The organism is Amycolatopsis sp. PSD-21 (genome assembly GCF_055561455.1).
Genome location: NZ_CM145712.1, coordinates 8,031,556 through 8,050,163, shown reverse-complemented (window position 1 = coordinate 8,050,163; position 18,608 = coordinate 8,031,556). Strand labels below are relative to the sequence as shown.

Here is an 18,608-nt window from a genome sequence, read left to right as displayed (position 1 = left end):
TAAACAAGCATGAGCACCCCAGTGTTGACTGCGGTGGCCTGGCCCTACGCCAACGGCCCCCGCCACATCGGCCACGTGTCCGGATTCGGCGTCCCGTCCGACGTCTTCTCCCGCTACCAGCGAATGGCCGGCAACCGGGTGCTCATGGTGTCCGGTACCGACGAACACGGCACCCCGATCACCGTCCAGGCCGACAAAGAAGGCATGACCTCCCAGCAGACGGCGGACAAGTACACCCGTCAGATCGGGCAGGACCTGCAAGGGCTCGGCCTCACCTACGACCTGTTCACCCGCACCACCACGGGCAACCACGCCGAGGTCACGCAGCAGATCTTCCTCGCGCTGCACCGCAACGGCTACGTCGTCCCCAAGACGACCCGGGGCGCGATCAGCCCCTCGACCGGCCGCACGCTGCCCGACCGGTACATCGAGGGCACGTGCCCGATCTGCGGCTACGACGGCGCCCGCGGCGACCAGTGCGACAACTGCGGCAACCAGCTCGACGCCGCCGAACTGATCAACCCGAAGTCCCGGATCAACGGTGAAACGCCGAAGTTCGTCGAGACCGAGCACTACTTCCTCGATTTGACGGCGTTCGTCGACACGCTGGGCAAGTGGCTGTCGAGCAAGACCGACTGGCGGCCGAACGTCCTCAACTTCACGAAGAACCTGATCGACGACATGCGCCCGCGGCCGATCACCCGCGATCTCGACTGGGGCGTGAAGATCCCGCTCGACGGCTGGCGCGACCAGCCGCTCAAGCGCTTCTACGTCTGGTTCGACGCGGTCATCGGGTACTTCTCGGCGAGCGTCGAGTGGGCGCGCCGCACCGGCAACCCGGACGCCTGGCAGGAGTGGTGGAACAACCCGGACGCCCGCTCCTACTACTTCATGGGCAAGGACAACATCACCTTCCACGCCCAGATCTGGCCCGCTCTGCTCTTCGGCCACAACGGCGAGGGCGATCGAGGCGGCGTCGCGGGCAAGTACGGCAAGCTGCACCTGCCCGACGAGATCGTTTCCAGCGAGTTCCTCACGATGAGCGGCTCGAAGTTCTCGACCTCGCGCGGCACGGTCATCTACGTCCACGACTTCCTGCGCGATTTCGGCCCGGACACACTGCGGTACTTCATCTCGGTCGCGGGGCCCGAGACCCAGGACACGGACTTCACCTGGGACGAATTCGTTCGCCGGACCAACTTCGAGTTGGCCAACGAGTGGGGCAACCTCGTCAACCGGTCCATCTCGATGGCCCACAAGAACGTCGGGGCCATTCCTCGTCCCGACGCCCCCACGGCCGCCGACGAGGAGCTCAAGGAGCTCTCCCGTAAGGCGTTCGACACCGCCGGCGCCCACTTGCAGCGGTCACGGTTCAAGGCCGCCGCGAGCGAGGCCATGCGCGTGGTCACCGCCGCGAACCGGTACCTGTCGGACCAGGAGCCCTGGAAGCTCAAGGACGACCCCGCCCGGCGCGACAGCGTTCTCCACACGGCTCTGCAGGTCGTCTCGGACGCCAACACGCTGCTGACCCCCTTCCTGCCCCACTCGGCGCAGAAGGTGCACGAGGCGCTCGGTGGCACCGGCGTCTGGGCGGCCCAGCCCGAGCTTCAGGAAGTCGAGGACCTCGACATCCCTGGCCGGATCAACCCCATCCTCACCGGGGATTACAAGGCCGAGCAGGCGCGCTGGAAGTCTGTGCCGATCGAGGTCGGCAAGCCGCTGGAGAAGCCGACCCCGCTGTTCGCCAAGCTGGACCCGGAACTCGGCGAGACCGGTCCCGAATGGGCCCCGATCTCGAAGTGATCAGCTGATGGGTGCGGAGAAGAAGGAACTGCCGCCGATCCCGGACAGGTTGCCGGTTTCGGTGGTGGACGCGCATACCCACCTCGACGCGTGCGGCGCGGTCACCGCGGCTGATGTGACAGCCATGGTCGACCGCGCCGAACGCGCCGGTGTCTCCCGGGTCATCACCGTCGCGGACGATCTCGCGGCCGCTCGCTGGGCCGCGCAAGCGTCCACTTGGGACCCGCGGGTCTGGGCCGCCGTCGCGATCCATCCCACGCGTACCAAGGATTTCGGCGAGCCCGAGAAATCCGAAGTGGAGCGTCTCGCCAACGAGTCCAGAGTGGTCGCGGTCGGCGAGACCGGCCTCGACTACTACTGGGACTACTCGTCCCACGACGCGCAGCAGGACGCCTTCCGGTGGCATATCGATCTCGCCAAGCGGATCGGCAAACCGCTGATGATCCACGATCGAGACGCCCACGACGACGTCCTCCGGATCCTGGAGGAAGAAGGCGCGCCCGAGCAGGTCGTCTTCCACTGTTTCTCCGGAGACGAGCACATCGCGCGCCGGTGCGTCGACGCGGGATACGTGCTTTCGTTCGCCGGCACGGTCAGCTTCCGTAACGCTCGCGGGCTCCACGAGGCGGCACGGATCGTCCCTGCGGACCAGTACCTCGTCGAAACGGACGCTCCGTTCCTGACCCCGCATCCGTTCCGCGGACGTTCGAACGAGCCCTACTGCGCCGCCTACACGGTTCGGCACCTCGCCTCGCTCAGGGGCGAGGCCGTACACGAGGTGGCCGAATCGGTGCGAACGACCGCAGAGCGGGTCTTCGGATTGCCGTCAGTCACAACCGGTTGAACGGATTGCGACATTAGTGATCAGCAATGGTCCACTCTGATGAGTGACCAACGTCACGACACTCCGGGCGGTGTTTGCGCAACCCGGCGAGGTTCGTTACTGTCCCGTGATCGTGCCGGTCGGGACCCGCTCAAGCGGTTTCCGGCTGTTACGCCCACAGTCACGTCAGTGCACGTCGGGGAAGCGGAACCAGGAGAGGTACGGCCTGGAACCGTGACGATGGCGCTGGCTGCGGGTGTCGGACTTCTAGAGGTGTGCCGAAGCGCGCATCGAGACGAAGGACGTAGTGGAGTGGTTGTCGAGCTCCTCGACGTCTTGGGAAAGGGAACGACCCAGTGACTGGTAGCAGTAGGCAGGATGGCTCGCGCCTCGGCGCAGAGACGAACACCTTCGCTTCCGCCGGTTCGGTTGCCGTGCTCGACCGCGACACGCAGTACGGCGAGCTGGACTACTCCGACGATCCGCGCATCACCCACCAGGACGTCCTGGCCGCGCTCGGCCCCGACGCCGACATGCTGATGGCCGAGATCGACGTCGACGTCGACGAGCTGATCCGCCTCATCAGCGCCGAGACCACCATGCTCCCGCCGATCGTCATCCCGGACGAGCTGGCCGAGGACCGCACCGCGGGCGCGCCGATGAAGGCCGCGACCAAGGACGAGGTCATCGCGAACTCGACCCGGGTCTGGAAGAAGCGTTTCCTCAAGGGAACCGTCATGGCGGTGCTGCTCACCCTCGGTGGTGGCGGCGCGGCCGCGATGGCGATGAACAAGAGCGTCACGCTCGACGTCGACGGCAAGCAGCAGACCGTTCACAGCTTCGGCGACACCGTCGGTGAGGTCCTCGAAGACGCCGGCCTCTCCGTCGGCGCGCACGACTCGCTCTCGCCCTCGCCTCAGGCCGAGGTGGGCGACGGCGGCGTCATCAAGCTGGAGCGCGGTCGCAAGCTGAACCTGATCGTCGACGGCGCGCCTCAGCAGGAATCCTGGGTCCGCGCGACCAACCTCGGCGAAGCGCTGAACCAGCTCGGTCGCGCCGACCTCGCCAAGGCCGGCACCTGGACTTCGCTCCCGCAGAACGGCGAGCTGCCCCTCGAAGGCGCCACCGTCGAGGTCAAGACCCTCAAGAACGTCACGGTCTACGACGGCGCGAACGAACCGCGCAAGGTCCAGACCAACTCCGTCACCACCAAGGAATTCCTCGGTGAGCTCCGGATGACCCTCGGCCCGGACGACGAGGCCGTCGGCGGTCTCGACGTCAAGCTGGTCGACGGCGCCGAGGTCCACATCAGCCGGACCGGCGTCACCATGGTCAAGCAGAACGAGGAAATCGCGCCGCCCGAGCAGAAGGTCGACGACCCGGACCTCGAAAAGGGCAAGACCAAGGTCGAGGACCCGGGCACCCCGGGCCAGAAGACCGTGACCTACAAGGTCACCAAGCGCAACGGCAAAGAGGTCGGCCGCGAGAAGGTCTCGGAAGAGGTCATCACCGAGGCCAAGCCCAAGATCGTCAAGGTCGGTACCAAGAAGCCCGCCGACCCGGTCATCGGGGACGCCGGCGCCTGGGACCGCATCGCGCAGTGCGAGTCGACCGGGAACTGGTCCGCCAACACCGGGAACGGCTACTACGGTGGCCTGCAGTTCAACAAGAGCACCTGGGACGCCTACGGCGGCGACCAGTACGCCGCGTACCCGCACCAGGCCAGCAAGGCCCAGCAGATCGCTGTCGCCGAGAAGGTCCGCGAGGACCGTGGCGGCTACGGCGCTTGGCCGCACTGTGGCAAGAAGGCCTGACGCGAGATCATTCCCCTTTCCTGAAGGTCACCGTGTGGGTTCGCCCGCAATGTGGCCTTCAGGCCGTTAGGGGCTTGGGTGGCTGAGCCGGGTTCCCGGCCCTCGGTCTGGAGAATCTCGCCCACCAGCGCGCGGTCCGTATGTGGGCCACGTTCCTGGCCGGTTGCCGAAGCCCTCCTCCGCCGCGGGGCGGGCTTTGGGGGCCCTGAGGCGGCGTCTGGACGGGCAGGGGACGGCTGGCGGGCTCCGTGGCCGGCTCGGCAGCCTGAGACTGCTCGCTGACCCGTTCCGAGCTCTGCCGGGGCACGGGGATGTCCGGGTCGCTTTCCGCGAGCTCGACGATCTCCGCGAACGCGTCGCCGCGACGCTCTGCCGGCGAACGGTCGTCGGCTTCCTTGTCAGGGGTCGGATAGGCCCGAGGCACCAGGAGCGCGTTCAGGCGGGCGCCCGTCTCGGCATCGAGGTCGCCGCGCATGTCCCAGCGGCCGGTTCGTTTCTGGCGCAACCAGAACTCGCTCCGCCGCCTTTGCGGAGCGGGGTCGTCTTTGGGTTTTCCATCCGGGTCGTGTTCTGCGAGCAGCTCCGTGCCCGCGACCGTGACGTCGCGCGGTCTCGCGACGCCGGCGAGTTCGACCAAGCTCTTCTCGGCCTCGAGCCGTGCGCTCGCCGTGACGTGCTCGGGCAGCTTCTTCATGACCGTGACGATCCGGTCGATACTGGCCTCGGCCAACGCGCCGGTGGTGGCCGCGGTGCCGGTCAGGGGCGCGACGGGGTCGATCGACGTGCCGTCGCGCGCCCGTCTCGAATTGAGCGCCAGCGCTCTGCCGGTCACTCTTTGAGCCTCTGCCCGAGGCACCCGGGCCACATGTTCGTAGAAGACGGCGATCGAGTTGTATCCGTAGAGGTCCCGGACACCACGTGACTCGATCTCGGCCAGGATCTGGCCGACCTCGGCGACAAGACGTCGCCCTTCGCGTAGCCGAGTCCGCAACTCGTCGAGAAGCAGTTCGGCGTCGCCTTCCGGCAGGTTGAGCGGGAAGGCCTTGGGAATGTTTGTGCTGGTCATCCCTCGATTGTCGAGGCAGATTCGAACGAATGCACGGTATCGATCGGGTGGATGATCATCACGCTCCGGCTGTGCCGACCTGCGCCGATCACCCTTGAGTGGGATACGTGTCGCTTGGGAAAAGCCATCCGGATGGTGGGGTCGGATCAGGCCGGCCCCATGCCTGAGCGATGCCTCCGGTCCCACTCCTCGCGGAGCACCCCGTAGACGACGGCGTCATGGACGCCGCCGGACCAGCGCCGGGCGCGCCGGAACCGGCCTTCTTCGACGAACCCGAGCCGCCGCCCGACGGCGATCATCCCCGGGTTCCCCGAGAACGTGGCGAAGTCCAGGCGGAGCGTGTCGGTGCGGGCGAACAAGTAGGTCGTCCACATGCGCAAGGCCTCGGTGCCGAACCCGCCGCCCCAAAACCGTTCGTCGTAGATGACCAGCCCCATCCGCCGCCAGTCGGTCTCCCTGCTTTCCCAATACCAGCTGACCCGGCCGATCAATCTTCCGTCGCTCAGGTCGCATACGGCGAGGCTGGTGCGGGGATCGGGCGGCTCGGCCTTGATCGTGGTGAGTTCGCGCGCCGTGGATTCGACGGCGGCCGTGGTCGGGGTGCCGAAATAGGGTCCGTTCGTTTCGTGCCAGGGCCGCGCGGGATCGAGTAGGTCGAGGAGCGGCCCGAGGTCGGAAGGGCGCCAGTCGCGCAGCCGGACTTTTTCACCATCGAGTACGACGTCGTCCACCGGCCAATCGTGGCTTACCGGGCCTGGTTACGATCGTCGGGTGACTGAACTGCTCGGTCCTGCGGAAATCAGGGCGCTGGCGGCCGAGCTGGACGTACGTCCGACCAAGAAGCTCGGCCAGAACTTCGTGCACGATCCCAACACGGTGCGCCGCATCGTCGACCTCTCGGGGATCGGCGAAGGGGACGTCGTCCTGGAGGTCGGGCCGGGCCTCGGCTCGCTGACACTCGGACTGCTCGCGACCGGCGCCGAGGTCGTCGCGGTCGAAATCGATCCCGTGCTGGCGGGACGGCTGCCGAGCACCGTGGCCGAGCGAGGCGGGGCCGAAAGGCTGACGGTCGTCGGCGCGGACGCGTTGCGGATCACCGCGGACGATCTGCCCGCACGGCCGACGGCGCTCGTCGCGAACCTGCCGTACAACGTCGCCGTTCCCGTCGTGCTCCACCTGCTCGCCGAACTGCCGTCGCTGACCAGTGGTCTCGTAATGGTCCAGACCGAGGTCGCGGACAGGATGGCGGCGGGTCCGGGAAGCCGGACTTACGGCGTGCCCAGCGTCAAGCTCGCCTGGTACGGGAAGACGCGCAAGGTCGCCGCGGTGCCCCGGGCGGTGTTCTGGCCTGTTCCGAACGTCGACTCCGCCTTGGTCGCCTTCGAACGGGGCGACGTGGTGTCGTCCGTGGAACGGGAGCGGCTGTTCGCGGTCGTCGACGCCGCCTTCTCGCAACGGCGGAAGACCTTGCGGGCCGCGTTGGCGTCTTGGGCCGGTTCCGCCGAACGCGCGGGGGAACTGCTCGAAAAGGCGGGTATCGACCCGAAAACCCGCGGGGAGCAGCTGGACGTCCATCAGTTCGCCCGGATCGCCGCGGCTGCCGGCTGACCACCTGGCGCAGGTGTGACCGGGGCCGCGCGACCGCGTGGTTCCTCCTCTCGATCCGGCGCGGGCGAACCTTGTCTTAGCAGGCAGCGCGCCTGCCGCAGGCCGGATACGCCTGTCGGCATCCCATAATATGGGCGGCCAATCCTGTATGATGGACGCGACCAGACGTGTGATCTGCGCCTACGCGCTTGCTTTCATCCAGTGGGATCGGTTTTACTCAGTGAGCCATCCCGAGCGACTGAGAGACCTGGCTCGCCGAAGTCGCAGCAACCACCCTCCACAGGGCAGGTGCTACAGCCAGGACCGATGGAGGCTGTGCCTAATGAACAGGGTCACCCACCCGCTCCTGCTGACCAGGCGACGTGTCGTCGATGAAGGTCGCCGCACGGTAAGTGCGTGTCGACGCTCCACCGTTACTGCCTGAGTTCTTTCCCTTACCTCTGAATCCGTCCGTTTCCCGGACGGTCACTCGGTGACGGTTGGCGCGCTCGAAAGAAGTAGCGCCCCATTTGCATGGAGCCTTTCGTGATCACTGTCGAAAACCTGTCCAAGTCCTTTCCCCTCAACGGAAATCCCGTCGTCGCACTGCGCGATGTGAGCGTGGACATCCAAGCTGGCTCGCTGTTCGGAGTCGTCGGTCCGGCGGGCTCCGGCAAATCGACCCTCGCTCGTTGCATCGGTCTCCAGGAGCGTCCCGACCGCGGCGTCGTCCGTCTCGACGGCCTCAACACCGGGACCCTCGACGGACGCCGTCTCCGCGAAATCCGGCGCCAGGTCGGAGTCGTGAGCACCAAGCCGGAGCTGCTCGCCGAGCGCACCATCGCCGGCAACATCGCTTCGCCGCTCGAACAGCTCGGCCTCGACGGCCCGCAGCGCCGTAACCGGGTCGGCAACCTGCTCGATCTGGTCGGGCTCACCCCCCGTGCTGGGCAGCGACCGGGCGACCTGTCCGAGGGCCAGCTGCGCCGGGTGGCCATCGCCAAGGCGCTGGCCGCCGGACCGTCCGTGCTCCTGGCCGACGACCCGACGGCGGGCGTGCAGCCCGAGGAGTCCGGCGCGGTCCTGACCGTGCTCGACCGTGCGCGCGCCGAGCTCGGCGTCACGGTGCTGCTCACCACGCCCGACGCGGGTGTGGTCCGCCGTGTCTGCGACGACGTCGCGGTGCTGGAGGCCGGCGCGGTCATCGAACGCGGAACCGTGCTCGACCTGATCTCCGACCCGAACAGCCGGACCGCGCAGGCGCTGCTTCCCGCGATCGAAACCGGGCGGGCGCAGGCCTCGAAGTACGACCGCGCGGTGGACGTCGTGCTCGTCGGCTTCGCCTCGGTCGGTGCGCTGCTGCCGGAGGCCGCCGGTCGCTTCGACGTCGAGCTCGCCACCATCGGGGGCGGCCTGACCCGGATCGGAGACACTCCGGTCGGCCGGTTCCGCCTCGGGGTGCGCGGTGAGCGCGCGGACGCCGCGCTCGCCTGGATCGCCGAACGTGGCGGCCACGTGACCCACCCGGTCCGCGGACCGCAGGGTGTCGCCGCCTGATTTCTCTCCGAACGGGCCGCTCAGGACGAACTGCGTCCGGGGCGGCCCGTTCGCGTCTGCCCCCTCCGTTCTCTTTCTCCTGGTGGCAGCGCAAGTGGAGCGGCCACGTAGGCTTGAGGCGTGCTCGCCGTCGTACCGCCCCCAGTAACCGTCAGGGTTCCCGCCAAGGTCAACCTGCACCTGTCGGTCGGTGACGTACGCCCGGACGGTTACCACGAGCTGGTGACCGTGTTCCAGGCGCTTTCCCTGACCGACGAGGTGACCGTCGCGGTCACCGAAGACCCCGGCGTCGAGGTCTACGGCGAAGGTGAAGGTTCCGTGCCGACAGGAGCCAACAACCTCGCCTGGAAAGCGGCGCAGGCGCTGGCGGCCCATGTCGGCAAGGCGGATGGCGAGTCCAAGGTCAGAGTGGTGCTGCGCAAGGGCATCCCGGTCGCGGGCGGGATGGCCGGTGGCAGCGCCGACGCGGCCGCGACCTTGGTCGGGCTCGCGTCGCTTTGGAAGCTCGACATTTCCCGGGACGAGCTGGCGGGTATCGCCGCGAAGCTCGGCAGCGATGTTCCTTTCGCGCTTTACGGCGGGACAGCGCTGGGCACCGGCCGGGGCGAGCAGCTGGTGCCCGTCTTGTCGAGGCACACCTTCCACTGGGTCTTGGCGTTCGACCAGCGTGGGCTTTCGACTCCGAGGGTGTTCGGCGAGCTGGACAAGTTGCGTGAAGAGGGCAGCCCGCCGCGGATCGGCTCACACACCCCGGTGGTGGAGGCGCTGGCCTCCGGCGACCCGCGGCAGTTGGCGCTGCTTCTCGGCAATGACCTGCAGGCGGCCGCTGTCTCACTGCGTCCGGGGCTGCGCCGCACATTGCGGGCGGGAGTCAACGCGGGTGCGCTCGCCGGCACCGTGTCCGGGTCCGGGCCGACCTGCGCTTTTCTGTGCGCGGACGCCCAGTCGGCCGTCGAGGTCGCCGCGGAACTGTCCGGCGCCGGTGTCTGTCGCACGGTGCGTGTCGCGCACGGGCCGGTCCCCGGAGCCCGGCTGGTCGGCGGGGACGACGCGCCGCGGCCGTCGCCGCCTCGGGTGCACGCATAAGGGTGTCCGAAATGGACATCGACCAATTCGTTGTGGTGCGAGCTTTTTGGAAAGGATCGGCTGAGGCATGGCCAACTTGGTCAACCTGGAGTCGGTGAGCAAGTCCTTCGGGGTGCGCCCGCTGCTCGACGGTGTTTCGCTCGGTGTGGCGGAGGGGCAGCGTATCGGTGTCGTCGGTCTCAACGGGGGCGGGAAGACGACGCTGCTGGAGGTCCTCGCGGGGATCAGCGAGCCGGACACGGGACGTGTCAGTCAGGTCCGGGGTCTGCGGATGGCCGTGGTCACTCAGCGGACCGAACTTCCCGACGGCAGCACGGTCGGAGATGTCGTGCTGGAACGCTACGGCGCGGAGCACGAGTGGGCCGCTGACGCGCGTGTCCGGTCCATTATGGATGGTCTGGGTATCACCGCTCTCGGCGTCGACAAGGAGACGGCGAACCTGTCGGGGGGCGAACGCCGCCGGGTGGCGCTGGCCGCCGCCCTCACCGGTGAACTGGACCTCGTGGTCCTCGACGAGCCGACCAACCATCTCGACGTCGAAGGTGTGCGCTGGCTCGCGGATCACCTGCTCAACCGCAAGATCGCGGTCGTGGTCGTCACGCACGACCGGTGGTTCCTCGACACGGTCGCGAGTCTGACCTGGGAGGTCACGAACGGTCGTGTCGAGCAGTACGAAGGTGGTTACGCGGACTGGATCTTCGCGCGCGCCGAGCGGGCGAGGCTGGCGGCGACGGCAGAAGAGAAGCGGCAGAACCTCGCTCGTAAAGAGCTCGCGTGGCTGCGCCGCGGTCCGCAGGCCAGGACCTCGAAGCCGCGCTACCGCGTCGAGGCGGCGGAGGCGCTGATCTCCGACGTGCCGGAGCCGCGTGATTCGGTCGAGCTGCAGGCGTTCGCTCGCCGTCGGCTGGGTAAGACCGTGCTGGAGATCGAGGACGCCACGTTGACCGTCGGCGACCGCACCCTGCTCGATCACGTCACCTGGCGGATCGGGCCCGGGGATCGGATCGGCCTGGTCGGCGTGAACGGGTCGGGCAAGACGACGCTCCTCAAACTGCTCGGCGGTGACAGGGAGCCTGAGACGGGACGGCGCATCCAGGGCAAGACGGTCAGCCTCGCGCACCTCCGGCAGGAGCTCGACGACCTGCCGGGCGATCTGCGCGTGCTGCAGGCGATCGAAGAGGTCTCCGGACGGGTCGTGTTCGGCAAACAGGAGCTCACCGCTTCCCAACTGGCCGAAAAGCTGGGTTTCCCCGCCGCGAGGCAGTGGACGCCGGTCGAGGACCTTTCCGGTGGCGAACGCCGCCGCCTCCAGCTGTGCCGGCTCCTCATGGCCGAGCCCAACGTGCTGCTGCTCGACGAACCGACCAACGATCTCGACATCGACACCTTGCAGCAGCTCGAAGATCTGCTGGATTCCTGGCCGGGCAGCCTCGTCGTCGTTTCGCACGACCGATACCTGGTGGAACGCGTCTGCGACACGATCGTGGCCTTGTTCGGGGACGGGCAGGTGACCCACCTGCCGGGCGGGATCGAGGAGTACCTGAACCGGCGCGCCAAGAGCCTCGAGAAAGCCGGCGGTGACCGGAAGGCGGGCAACGCGCAGGCCTCCGCGCCCAAGAAGAGCGCCGCGGAACAGCGGGCGGCGCAGAAGGAGCTGTCCCGTCTGGAGCGCAAGCTCGACCAGCTGCACACGAAGGAAGAGAAACTGCACGCGGCGCTGCTCGCCGCGGCGACCGATCCGACGAAGCTCATCGAGCTGAACACCGAACTGAAAGCCGTCGAAACGGAGAAGGAGGAGGTCGAGGCCCAGTGGCTCGAGACCTCCGAAGCGATCGAATGAGTTCACGCGACGGCGAGCGGGCCTTTCAGCGCGGACAGTAGTGTGACGCGCATGAGTCGGTTCGTGGACACGCTCGTCGCCACCGCGGCGGGGCGAGGTCAGCAGCGGGGAATGGTCACCGGGGAGCCCAAGGAGCCGGTTCGGCGTACGTGGGCCGAGATTCACGAGCAGGCCAAACGGGTCGCCGGGGGTCTGGTGGCGGCTGGGCTGGAGCCCGGCAAAGCGGTCGCGGTACTGGCGGCGGCGCCGTCGCTGATCGCGCCGACGGTTCAGGCGGTTTGGCTCGCCGGCGGCAGCGTGACGATGCTGCACCAGCCGACGCAGCGCACCGACCTCGCCGAATGGGCCGAGGACACCGTTCGAGTGCTGCGGATGATCGGGTCCGACTTGGTTCTGCTCGGTGAGCCGTTCGATCAGCTGGCGCCGGTGCTCACGGAGCACGGCATCGCGTTCCAGGTCATCACCGAGCTGCTCGAGGCCGAACCGCTGGCGGAGCCCGTGCCCACGGCCGAATCGGACACGGCGCTTCTCCAGCTGACCAGCGGATCGACGGCCGACCCGAAGGCCGTTCAGATCACCTACGGAAACCTGTACTCGAACGTCAAGGCGATGGTCGACCGGGCCGAGTTCGATTTCGACGTCGACGTGATGGTCTCGTGGCTGCCCACCTTCCACGACATGGGGATGGTCGGCTTCCTGACGGTGCCGATGACGTTCGGCGTCGAACTCGTCAAGATCACGCCGCTCGAGTTCCTGTCGGGACCGTTGATCTGGCCGCAGCTGATCAGCAAGTACAACGGCACGACCACGGCCGCGCCGAACTTCGCGTACGCGATCGTGGGCAGGCGGATGGCCCGTGTCGAGGACGACGACGCGTACGACCTCTCGAAGCTCCGGATCGCGCTCAACGGCGCCGAACCGATCGACGAAACGGCCGTGCGGACGTTCGTCGAGGCTGGAGCACGCTTCAAGATGCCCGCCGAATGCGTCTTCCCGGCGTACGGCATGGCGGAGGCGACTCTCGCGGTTTCATTCGCGCCGTTGTTCACCGGCTTGACGCTGGACGTGGTCGAGGCCGACGCACTCGAGGCGGACAACCGCGCGGTGCCGGTCCCCGAGGGCGACCCGCGGCGCGGGACCGACGAGGTCCGTTCCTTCGCGGTGCTCGGTCCGCCGCTCGACGGGCTCGAAGCCGAGATCGTCGACGACAAGGGCACCGTGCTCGGGGAGCGCGAGGTCGGGGAGATCCGCCTGCGCGGCGAGGCCGTGACCCCGGGGTACCTGACCATGGAGGGGCCGCTCGCGACGCAGGACGAGGACGGCTGGCTGCTCACCGGTGACCTCGGCTACCTGGTCGACGGCATGATCGTGATCTGCGGCCGCCGCAAGGACGTCATCATCATGGGCGGCCGGAACCTGTACCCGACCGACATCGAACGCGCGGCGACTTCGGTCGAGGGGGTCCGGGCGGGGAACGCCGTCGCCGTGCGGCTCGACGCCGGCAGCCGGCGGGAACGGTTCGCCGTCGTGGTCGAATCCAAACTCGCCGGGGACCCCGAAACGGAGAAGGCGCTTGCGAAGGAGGTCGCGGCCAAGGTGCGCGGCGCCGTCGACATGCGGCCCTTCGCGGTCGTGGTGCTCCCGGCGGGAAGCCTCCCCAAGACGCCCTCGGGCAAGGTGAAGCGGGCCGCGACCGCCGTCCAGTTCGCGGACAAGATCGCCAAGAACGCGGCGGCGAGCTGACACGAAAGGGCCGGGTCCGCGAACCTCGCGGACCCGGCCCTTTCGCTGCACCTCCCGGTGGTCAGCGGCGTCGCCAGGGTGGCTTACGGGTATGGGTGTGCTCCAAGGCGGGCGCTATGTAGTAGCCGGCGGATTGCGACAGCCCGGCCAGCGTTCCTTCGACGTCTCGCAGGAACGCGTCGACCGCTGCCTGGTCATAGCCTCGTTTCGACAGCGGCGCCTTGGCGAACGCGACGTTGTGGACGTCCGAAACCGTCAGGTCGTCATCGCCGTCGAGGGTCGCCGCGACCCGTTCCAGGAAGGCGTCGACCGCGGGTTCGTGATAGCCGCGGGCGCCGATCGGCGCCCGGTCGAACTGCCGGGTTCTGGCCTCGAAGGCGGTGACGGGCACTAGCGCTCCCGCAGGAACTCGACGGGACCGCGGTCCGGGACGGCGCGTTCGGCGGTCGCTTCGTCCTCTTCGCGGGCGCCGGGCACGCCGAGCGCGTGCTGGCCGGTCCGGTGGGCGAGCTGCACTTCGACCTTGTCGAGGAAATCGTCGACTTCGCGTTCGTCGTAGCCGCGCTTACCGATCAACGGCCGCGAGAACATGACGTGGTGGACCTCCGCGGCCGTCAGGTCGTCCCGGTCCGAGATCGTGTCGGCGATCCGTTCCAGGAACGCGTCGACCTGGTGTTTGGCGTATCCGCGTCGCCCGATCGGGGCGTTCGGGAAAGTGGCGCCGGTGATGTCTTCGGCCGTAAACGACATGAAACTCTCTCCGGTTTCGGTGGGGAATGCGATCTCCGCATTCCGTCCTAACGGGTTTGAGAGTTCCCCGGAAGAGCCAGCGCTATTCCACGACTCGATCAGGGGCGTGGTGAAACGCCTTCGAGTGACGAGGTGTAACGCACCGCCATGTGAGCGGGTTCACCCAGCGTGGAAGGTGTTCTGGGCCGCGGCGAGCCCGGTGCTGATAAGCGCTTCAACGGCGTCGGCGCAACGATCGATCTCGAAAGCGAGCTCTTTCCGTTCGACCGTCGAGAAGTCTTTCAGCACGAAATCCGCCGGATCCTGCCGTCCCGGAGGGCGGCCGACGCCGAAGCGGACACGGTAGTAGTCCTTCGTGCCCAGCGATTTGGTGATCGAGCGAAGGCCGTTGTGGCCGTTGTCGCCGCCGCCCAGTTTCATCTTGAGCGCGCCGAAGTCGACGTCCAGCTCGTCGTGGATGACCACGACGCCGGCCGGGGGGATCTTGTAGAACCGGGCCGCGCCCACCACGGGGCCGCCCGAGAGGTTCATGTACGAACGCGGCTTGGCCAGGACCACCCGCCTGCCCGCCAGCCTGCCTTCGAGGATTTCGGCGCCGCTCTTGTGGGCCTTGAACTTGCCGCCGACGCGGCCGGCGAGTTCGTCGAGCACCATGAAGCCGACGTTGTGCCTGTTGCCCGCGTACTGGGGGCCGGGATTGCCGAGGCCGGCGAGCAGGATCTGCTCGCCGGCCCCGGGAAGTACTGCTTCGGTCACATCGGTGACTTTATTCGGCGTCCTCGGCGGGGGCCTCCGCAGCCTCGGCCTCTTCGCCCTCGAGCGCGGACTCGGACGGCGCCTCGTTGACGGCGACGACCAGGGCCTCGGGGTCGGTGACCAGGGTGGCGCCCTTCGGCAGGGTGACCTGCGAGGCGAGGATCTGGGTGCCGGCTTCGACGCCTTCGACCGAGAGCTCGACCTGCTCGGGGATGTGCAGCGCCTCGACCTCGATCTGGAGGGTGTCGAGGTCGGTGGTGACCAGGGTGCCCGGGCCCGCGGTGCCGGTGACGACGACGGGGATGTCGACGGTGACCTTCTCGCCGCGGCGGACGACCAGCAGGTCGACGTGCTCGATGTAGTTCTTCAGCGGGTGGACGACGATGGTCTTCGTCAGCGCCAGCTCGCTCTTGCCTTCGAGCTCGAGGGTGATGACGGCGTTGCTGCCGTTCTCACGCACGACGCGGGCGAACTCGAGGGCGGGGAGGGCGTAGTGGCGCGGGTCCGAGCCGTGCCCGTACAGCACCGCGGGGATCTTGCCGGCACGACGCGTGCGACGCGCGGCACCCTTGCCGAATTCGGTGCGGGGCTCGACGGACAGGGTTACCTCGGACACGGTGTAGCACTCCTTCAATTCACCAACATGTTCAGCGAAAGCATGCTGAGGTGGGGATGGTTCGGGGCGGTTCTGGTGTTCGGCGGCGAATTCCACAGGCGTGCTCGACCGCGTGTGGCCACTCAAGCCGCCGCGTCGATCACGTCGGGCACCAGGTGCTCACGGAACCCGCCTCGCCGAGACCGGGAAAGTGTAGACCAAGCGGCCGGGCGGGGGTGCCGCCGGGTGGCTCGTACAGGTGACAAGTCGGTGACAGCTGCTTCGCGAACCCGCGGATGCGGTGGTGCGGGACCCCTTTTCTAAGGTGTGATCTGCTCGCACGCGAGACTAAGGGGACGGAATGCCGGCACGACGGTCGAAGATCGGCGCGATCGCCGCCCTGTGCTGTCTCGTGGCCGGTTGTGACGTCGCGATCGACGGGGCGGCCGGGATCCCGGCCGCCGAGCAGCAGCGGGTGGACCGGCGCGCGGAGCAACGCGGCGCTGTCGAGAGCGCGCTGAAGGCGCTGGAGCAGGCGCCGGCCGTCGTCTACAAGTCGACGATCAAGGACGCGGCCGGTCAGCCCGCGGAACTGCAATTCCGGATCACCCGGAACGGGAGCGCGTACGGCGCGCTGCCGGTCGACGGCCAGACCATCCAGGTCATCGCCGCCGACAAGCAGCTGTACCTCTCGGCGACGCCGGAGTACTGGAAGGCGCACGGGCTCGGCGACAGCGCCCAGTACGGCACCAGCTGGGTCCGTACGGACAGCTCGGATCTGCCGGTGAACGCCGTCGAGGTGCTCAGCCCGCGTAAGGCCGCGTCGACGCTGAGGACCGCGGTGTCCGGGATGGACCCGTTGACCGATCCGGTCCGTTCGAAGTTGCCCGACGGGACCGAGGTCTACGACGTCGGGAGTGGGCTCGGAACACTGCGGGTGACCACCGCGGCGCCGCATCGTGTCGTCAGTTTCGCGCCTTCCCTCGTCGCCGCGGCGGGCGGCAAGACGCTCGGCGCCGAGATGCGGGTCGAGCCGCTCGCCGGCGAAGCGCTCAAGAAGCTCCAGACCGATCTGGACGGCGCGATCGGCGGGCTCGGCCAGCCGTTCGACGCGCTCACCCAGGTCAGGGTCAGTGTCGTCAACGACAAGCTGGACTGCACGGACTTCGTCGGGACCTGCCGGGCGACCATCGATGTCGCCAATTCCGTCATCGGCGGCGTGAGCGGGACGCCCGTGCGCCTGACGCTCACCGTCGACTTCACCGCGCAGTCCCTCGGGGCGCAGAGTTGCACGGCCAACGCCGACGCGGCCCCGGACACCACGACGAGCATGACGTGTGAGGTCAAGTTCAAACTGCCGAATCGGAACGCCAGCTATCAGGTGCAGGCGAAGCCGTCGGCCAAAGGCGAGGTCCGGGCTCCGGTCGACATCGCCGGTGTTCGTGAAAAGCTCAAGTCCGAGTTCGCCACGCTGGGCGGCTGACCTGCACGCTCACCTCGGGGTGCGTTGCATACGTTGAAGTAGCCGATCTCGCGTTCTTAGCATCGGCGTCGTCGCCGATGAAAGGGAGAAACGCGATGGCGAAGTTGGTTGTTTTCGGAGGAACCGGATACGCGGGCGGGAAGATCGCCGCCGAGGCGCGCGGCCGCGGTCACGACGTCTTGGTGGTGTCCAGGACCGCCGAAGGTGAGGGCACCAGGGCGGGCTCGCTCTACGACGAGGCATTCTTGGCCGAGGTCGCCAAGGGTGCCGATGTCCTGGTCATCGCGGTCCACGGGCAGAGTGGCCTGCTCGACGCGGTGCCTTCGATCGCGCAGGTCGCGAAGGACAACGGCGCCCGGATCGGCGTTGTCGGCGGGGCGGGCAGCCTGAACGTGGCCGAGGGTGGGCCGCGGCTGATCGACACCCCCGAGTTCCCGGACGAGTACAAGGGTGAAGCGGGTGCGCACGCCGAGGTGCTCGAAGCGTTCCGGAAGCTTCCCGAGGACGTCGACTGGTTCTACCTCAGCCCGGCCGCCGAGTTCGGTGCGTGGGCCGAGGGCGAGCGGACCGGCGAGTTCCGGCTCGGCGGCGACGTGCTCCTGACCGACGAGAACGGCGGCTCGAAGATCAGCGGCGCCGATTACGCGATCGCGTTCGTCGACGAGATCGACAAGCCGCAGCGCCGCCGTCAGCGTTTCTGCGTGGCCTACTGACCGGACAGTTCCCGCACGACCGGCGCGAACGATTCCAGCATCGGTTCGAACACCGTGATGTAGGAGAAGCCGTATCGTTCGCGACGCTCCTGGAGCTGCCGGACCATCTCTTCGGTGGTTCCGAACAGTAATTGGGGCGTTTCGAGCAGGGCGTCGACGTCGAGGCTGTCCTGGTCCTTGAGCTCCTCACGCCAGGACGCGGCGGCCGCGCGCCGGTCGTCCGTGACGACGACCCGCTGGACGAGCATGTTCAGTTCGGGATCGCGGCCATTCGCGTGCGAGCGGAAGAAGGCGACGCGTTCGTCCATGCGCTCGGCGTCGTCGAGCCGGAACGTGCCCGGCGGTTTCCCCGGTGCTTGACGAAGGCCCGCGAAGCCGGCGATGTCGGCTTCGCGGGCGGCGAGTGAGAGCACACCGTCGCTGTTGCCCGCGAGGAGTAGCGGCGGGGGAGTGATTCCTTCGCCGGCGAAGTGTTCGCGCAGGTGGTCAAGGCTCTTGGCGAGGTACTCGATACGTTCCTTGGCCGGGGTCCACGGCAGGCCGGCCTCGTCGAATTCCGATTTCATGTGGCCGGAGCCGAGCCCGAGGTCGAGCCGGTCGCCCGTCATCTTCACCGTCGTGACGACTTCGCGGGCGAAGAGCGCGGCGTTGTAGAAAGCCATGTTGGAAACGAGAGTGCCGACGCGGGGCCGCTCGGTGACCGCGGCGGCCATGGTCAGCGCCGGGAAAGGCGCGTTCCGTCCCGGGCCGAGATGGTCGGGCACGGAGATGACGTCGTATCCGAGGGCCTCGACGCGGCGGCACTTCGCGACCCAGTCTTCACGGTTCTCGGCGCCCCACAGGTTCACGCCGAATTTGAATTTCCCCATGAACGGCAACCTAGCCATCCGGTGTGGCCGGGCGCGCGCGGTTTCGCGAGGAGCCGAAAACGAAGCAAGGGACCTTTGCTCTCACTCTCCGGAAGAGAGCGGGAGCAAAGGTCCCTTGCTTCG

At 67.9% G+C, this 18,608-nt stretch carries 17 protein-coding genes and 1 riboswitch; of the genes, 10 read left to right on the top strand and 7 right to left on the bottom strand.

What is annotated here, in order from left to right:
- Positions 1–9 precede the first annotated feature (9 nt).
- The 3 genes from metG (at position 10) to ACZ1DY_RS37825 (ending at position 4,440) form a co-directional block, all read left to right on the top strand.
- The gene (metG, locus tag ACZ1DY_RS37835; protein WP_257484319.1) at positions 10–1,803 is read left to right on the top strand and encodes a methionine--tRNA ligase; all 1,794 of its coding nucleotides are present in this window, start codon (positions 10–12) and stop codon (positions 1,801–1,803) included.
- 7 nt (positions 1,804–1,810) lie between these two features.
- The gene (locus ACZ1DY_RS37830; protein WP_465482508.1) at positions 1,811–2,647 is read left to right on the top strand and encodes a TatD family hydrolase; all 837 of its coding nucleotides are present in this window, start codon (positions 1,811–1,813) and stop codon (positions 2,645–2,647) included.
- Between the two features lie 413 nt (positions 2,648–3,060).
- The gene (locus ACZ1DY_RS37825; RefSeq protein ID WP_465485764.1) at positions 3,061–4,440 is read left to right on the top strand and encodes a transglycosylase family protein; all 1,380 of its coding nucleotides are present in this window, start codon (positions 3,061–3,063) and stop codon (positions 4,438–4,440) included.
- 58 nt (positions 4,441–4,498) lie between these two features.
- On the opposite strand, the gene ACZ1DY_RS37820 is transcribed toward ACZ1DY_RS37825, so the two are convergent.
- Together ACZ1DY_RS37820 and ACZ1DY_RS37815 are read right to left on the bottom strand one after the other, a co-directional pair.
- A complete protein-coding gene (locus ACZ1DY_RS37820) occupies positions 4,499–5,506 on the bottom strand; it encodes a DUF222 domain-containing protein (RefSeq protein WP_465482507.1) in 1,008 nt (335 codons plus the stop codon).
- A gap of 146 nt (positions 5,507–5,652) precedes the next feature.
- Positions 5,653–6,237, bottom strand: coding sequence for a GNAT family N-acetyltransferase (locus tag ACZ1DY_RS37815; protein WP_465482506.1), 585 nt, complete (start codon positions 6,235–6,237; stop codon positions 5,653–5,655).
- 40 nt (positions 6,238–6,277) lie between these two features.
- Here ACZ1DY_RS37815 and rsmA point away from each other — a divergent pair, with 40 nt between their 5' ends.
- The 5 genes from rsmA to ACZ1DY_RS37790 all read left to right on the top strand — a co-directional run bounded on the left by rsmA (position 6,278) and on the right by ACZ1DY_RS37790 (position 13,319).
- Positions 6,278–7,114 (top strand): 16S rRNA (adenine(1518)-N(6)/adenine(1519)-N(6))-dimethyltransferase RsmA, encoded by an 837-nt coding sequence (gene rsmA / locus ACZ1DY_RS37810; protein WP_257484322.1) that lies wholly within the window; start codon positions 6,278–6,280, stop codon positions 7,112–7,114.
- 222 nt (positions 7,115–7,336) lie between these two features.
- A riboswitch (SAM riboswitch) is annotated at positions 7,337–7,427 on the top strand.
- A 212-nt stretch (positions 7,428–7,639) separates the two neighbouring features.
- Positions 7,640–8,650, top strand: a complete 1,011-nt coding sequence (locus tag ACZ1DY_RS37805) for a methionine ABC transporter ATP-binding protein (RefSeq protein ID WP_192743540.1) — start codon at positions 7,640–7,642, stop codon at positions 8,648–8,650.
- 120 nt (positions 8,651–8,770) lie between these two features.
- Positions 8,771–9,736 carry a 4-(cytidine 5'-diphospho)-2-C-methyl-D-erythritol kinase gene (locus tag ACZ1DY_RS37800; protein WP_007028772.1) on the top strand — a complete coding sequence of 322 codons (966 nt, stop codon included), beginning with the start codon at positions 8,771–8,773 and terminating at the stop codon, positions 9,734–9,736.
- A 67-nt stretch (positions 9,737–9,803) separates the two neighbouring features.
- Positions 9,804–11,576 carry an ABC-F family ATP-binding cassette domain-containing protein gene (locus ACZ1DY_RS37795; protein ID WP_465482505.1) on the top strand — a complete coding sequence of 591 codons (1,773 nt, stop codon included), beginning with the start codon at positions 9,804–9,806 and terminating at the stop codon, positions 11,574–11,576.
- A gap of 51 nt (positions 11,577–11,627) precedes the next feature.
- A complete protein-coding gene (locus ACZ1DY_RS37790; RefSeq protein WP_465482504.1) occupies positions 11,628–13,319 on the top strand; it encodes a fatty acyl-AMP ligase in 1,692 nt (563 codons plus the stop codon).
- Positions 13,320–13,380: 61 nt separating this feature from the next.
- Here ACZ1DY_RS37790 and ACZ1DY_RS37785 read toward each other — a convergent pair whose 3' ends face one another.
- The 4 genes from ACZ1DY_RS37785 to ACZ1DY_RS37770 all read right to left on the bottom strand — a co-directional run bounded on the left by ACZ1DY_RS37785 (position 13,381) and on the right by ACZ1DY_RS37770 (position 15,441).
- Positions 13,381–13,710: a DivIVA domain-containing protein gene (locus tag ACZ1DY_RS37785; RefSeq protein ID WP_126736475.1), complete on the bottom strand. Its 330-nt coding sequence runs from the start codon at positions 13,708–13,710 to the stop codon at positions 13,381–13,383.
- Positions 13,710–14,069, bottom strand: a complete 360-nt coding sequence (locus ACZ1DY_RS37780) for a DivIVA domain-containing protein (protein WP_465482503.1) — start codon at positions 14,067–14,069, stop codon at positions 13,710–13,712. The genes ACZ1DY_RS37785 and ACZ1DY_RS37780 overlap by 1 nt, the downstream gene beginning before the upstream one ends.
- A gap of 159 nt (positions 14,070–14,228) precedes the next feature.
- Positions 14,229–14,825 carry an aminoacyl-tRNA hydrolase gene (gene pth / locus ACZ1DY_RS37775; protein WP_465482502.1) on the bottom strand — a complete coding sequence of 199 codons (597 nt, stop codon included), beginning with the start codon at positions 14,823–14,825 and terminating at the stop codon, positions 14,229–14,231.
- 10 nt (positions 14,826–14,835) lie between these two features.
- Positions 14,836–15,441, bottom strand: a complete 606-nt coding sequence (locus tag ACZ1DY_RS37770) for a 50S ribosomal protein L25/general stress protein Ctc (protein WP_192743535.1) — start codon at positions 15,439–15,441, stop codon at positions 14,836–14,838.
- Positions 15,442–15,781: 340 nt separating this feature from the next.
- Here ACZ1DY_RS37770 and ACZ1DY_RS37765 point away from each other — a divergent pair, with 340 nt between their 5' ends.
- Both ACZ1DY_RS37765 and ACZ1DY_RS37760 read left to right on the top strand, forming a co-directional pair.
- Positions 15,782–16,903: a hypothetical protein gene (locus ACZ1DY_RS37765; RefSeq protein WP_465482501.1), complete on the top strand. Its 1,122-nt coding sequence runs from the start codon at positions 15,782–15,784 to the stop codon at positions 16,901–16,903.
- A gap of 95 nt (positions 16,904–16,998) precedes the next feature.
- Positions 16,999–17,616, top strand: a complete 618-nt coding sequence (locus ACZ1DY_RS37760) for an NAD(P)-dependent oxidoreductase (RefSeq protein WP_126736470.1) — start codon at positions 16,999–17,001, stop codon at positions 17,614–17,616.
- On the opposite strand, the gene ACZ1DY_RS37755 is transcribed toward ACZ1DY_RS37760, so the two are convergent.
- Positions 17,610–18,485 carry a TIGR03621 family F420-dependent LLM class oxidoreductase gene (locus ACZ1DY_RS37755; RefSeq protein ID WP_257484330.1) on the bottom strand — a complete coding sequence of 292 codons (876 nt, stop codon included), beginning with the start codon at positions 18,483–18,485 and terminating at the stop codon, positions 17,610–17,612. The genes ACZ1DY_RS37760 and ACZ1DY_RS37755 overlap by 7 nt on opposite strands.
- Positions 18,486–18,608 lie beyond the last annotated feature (123 nt).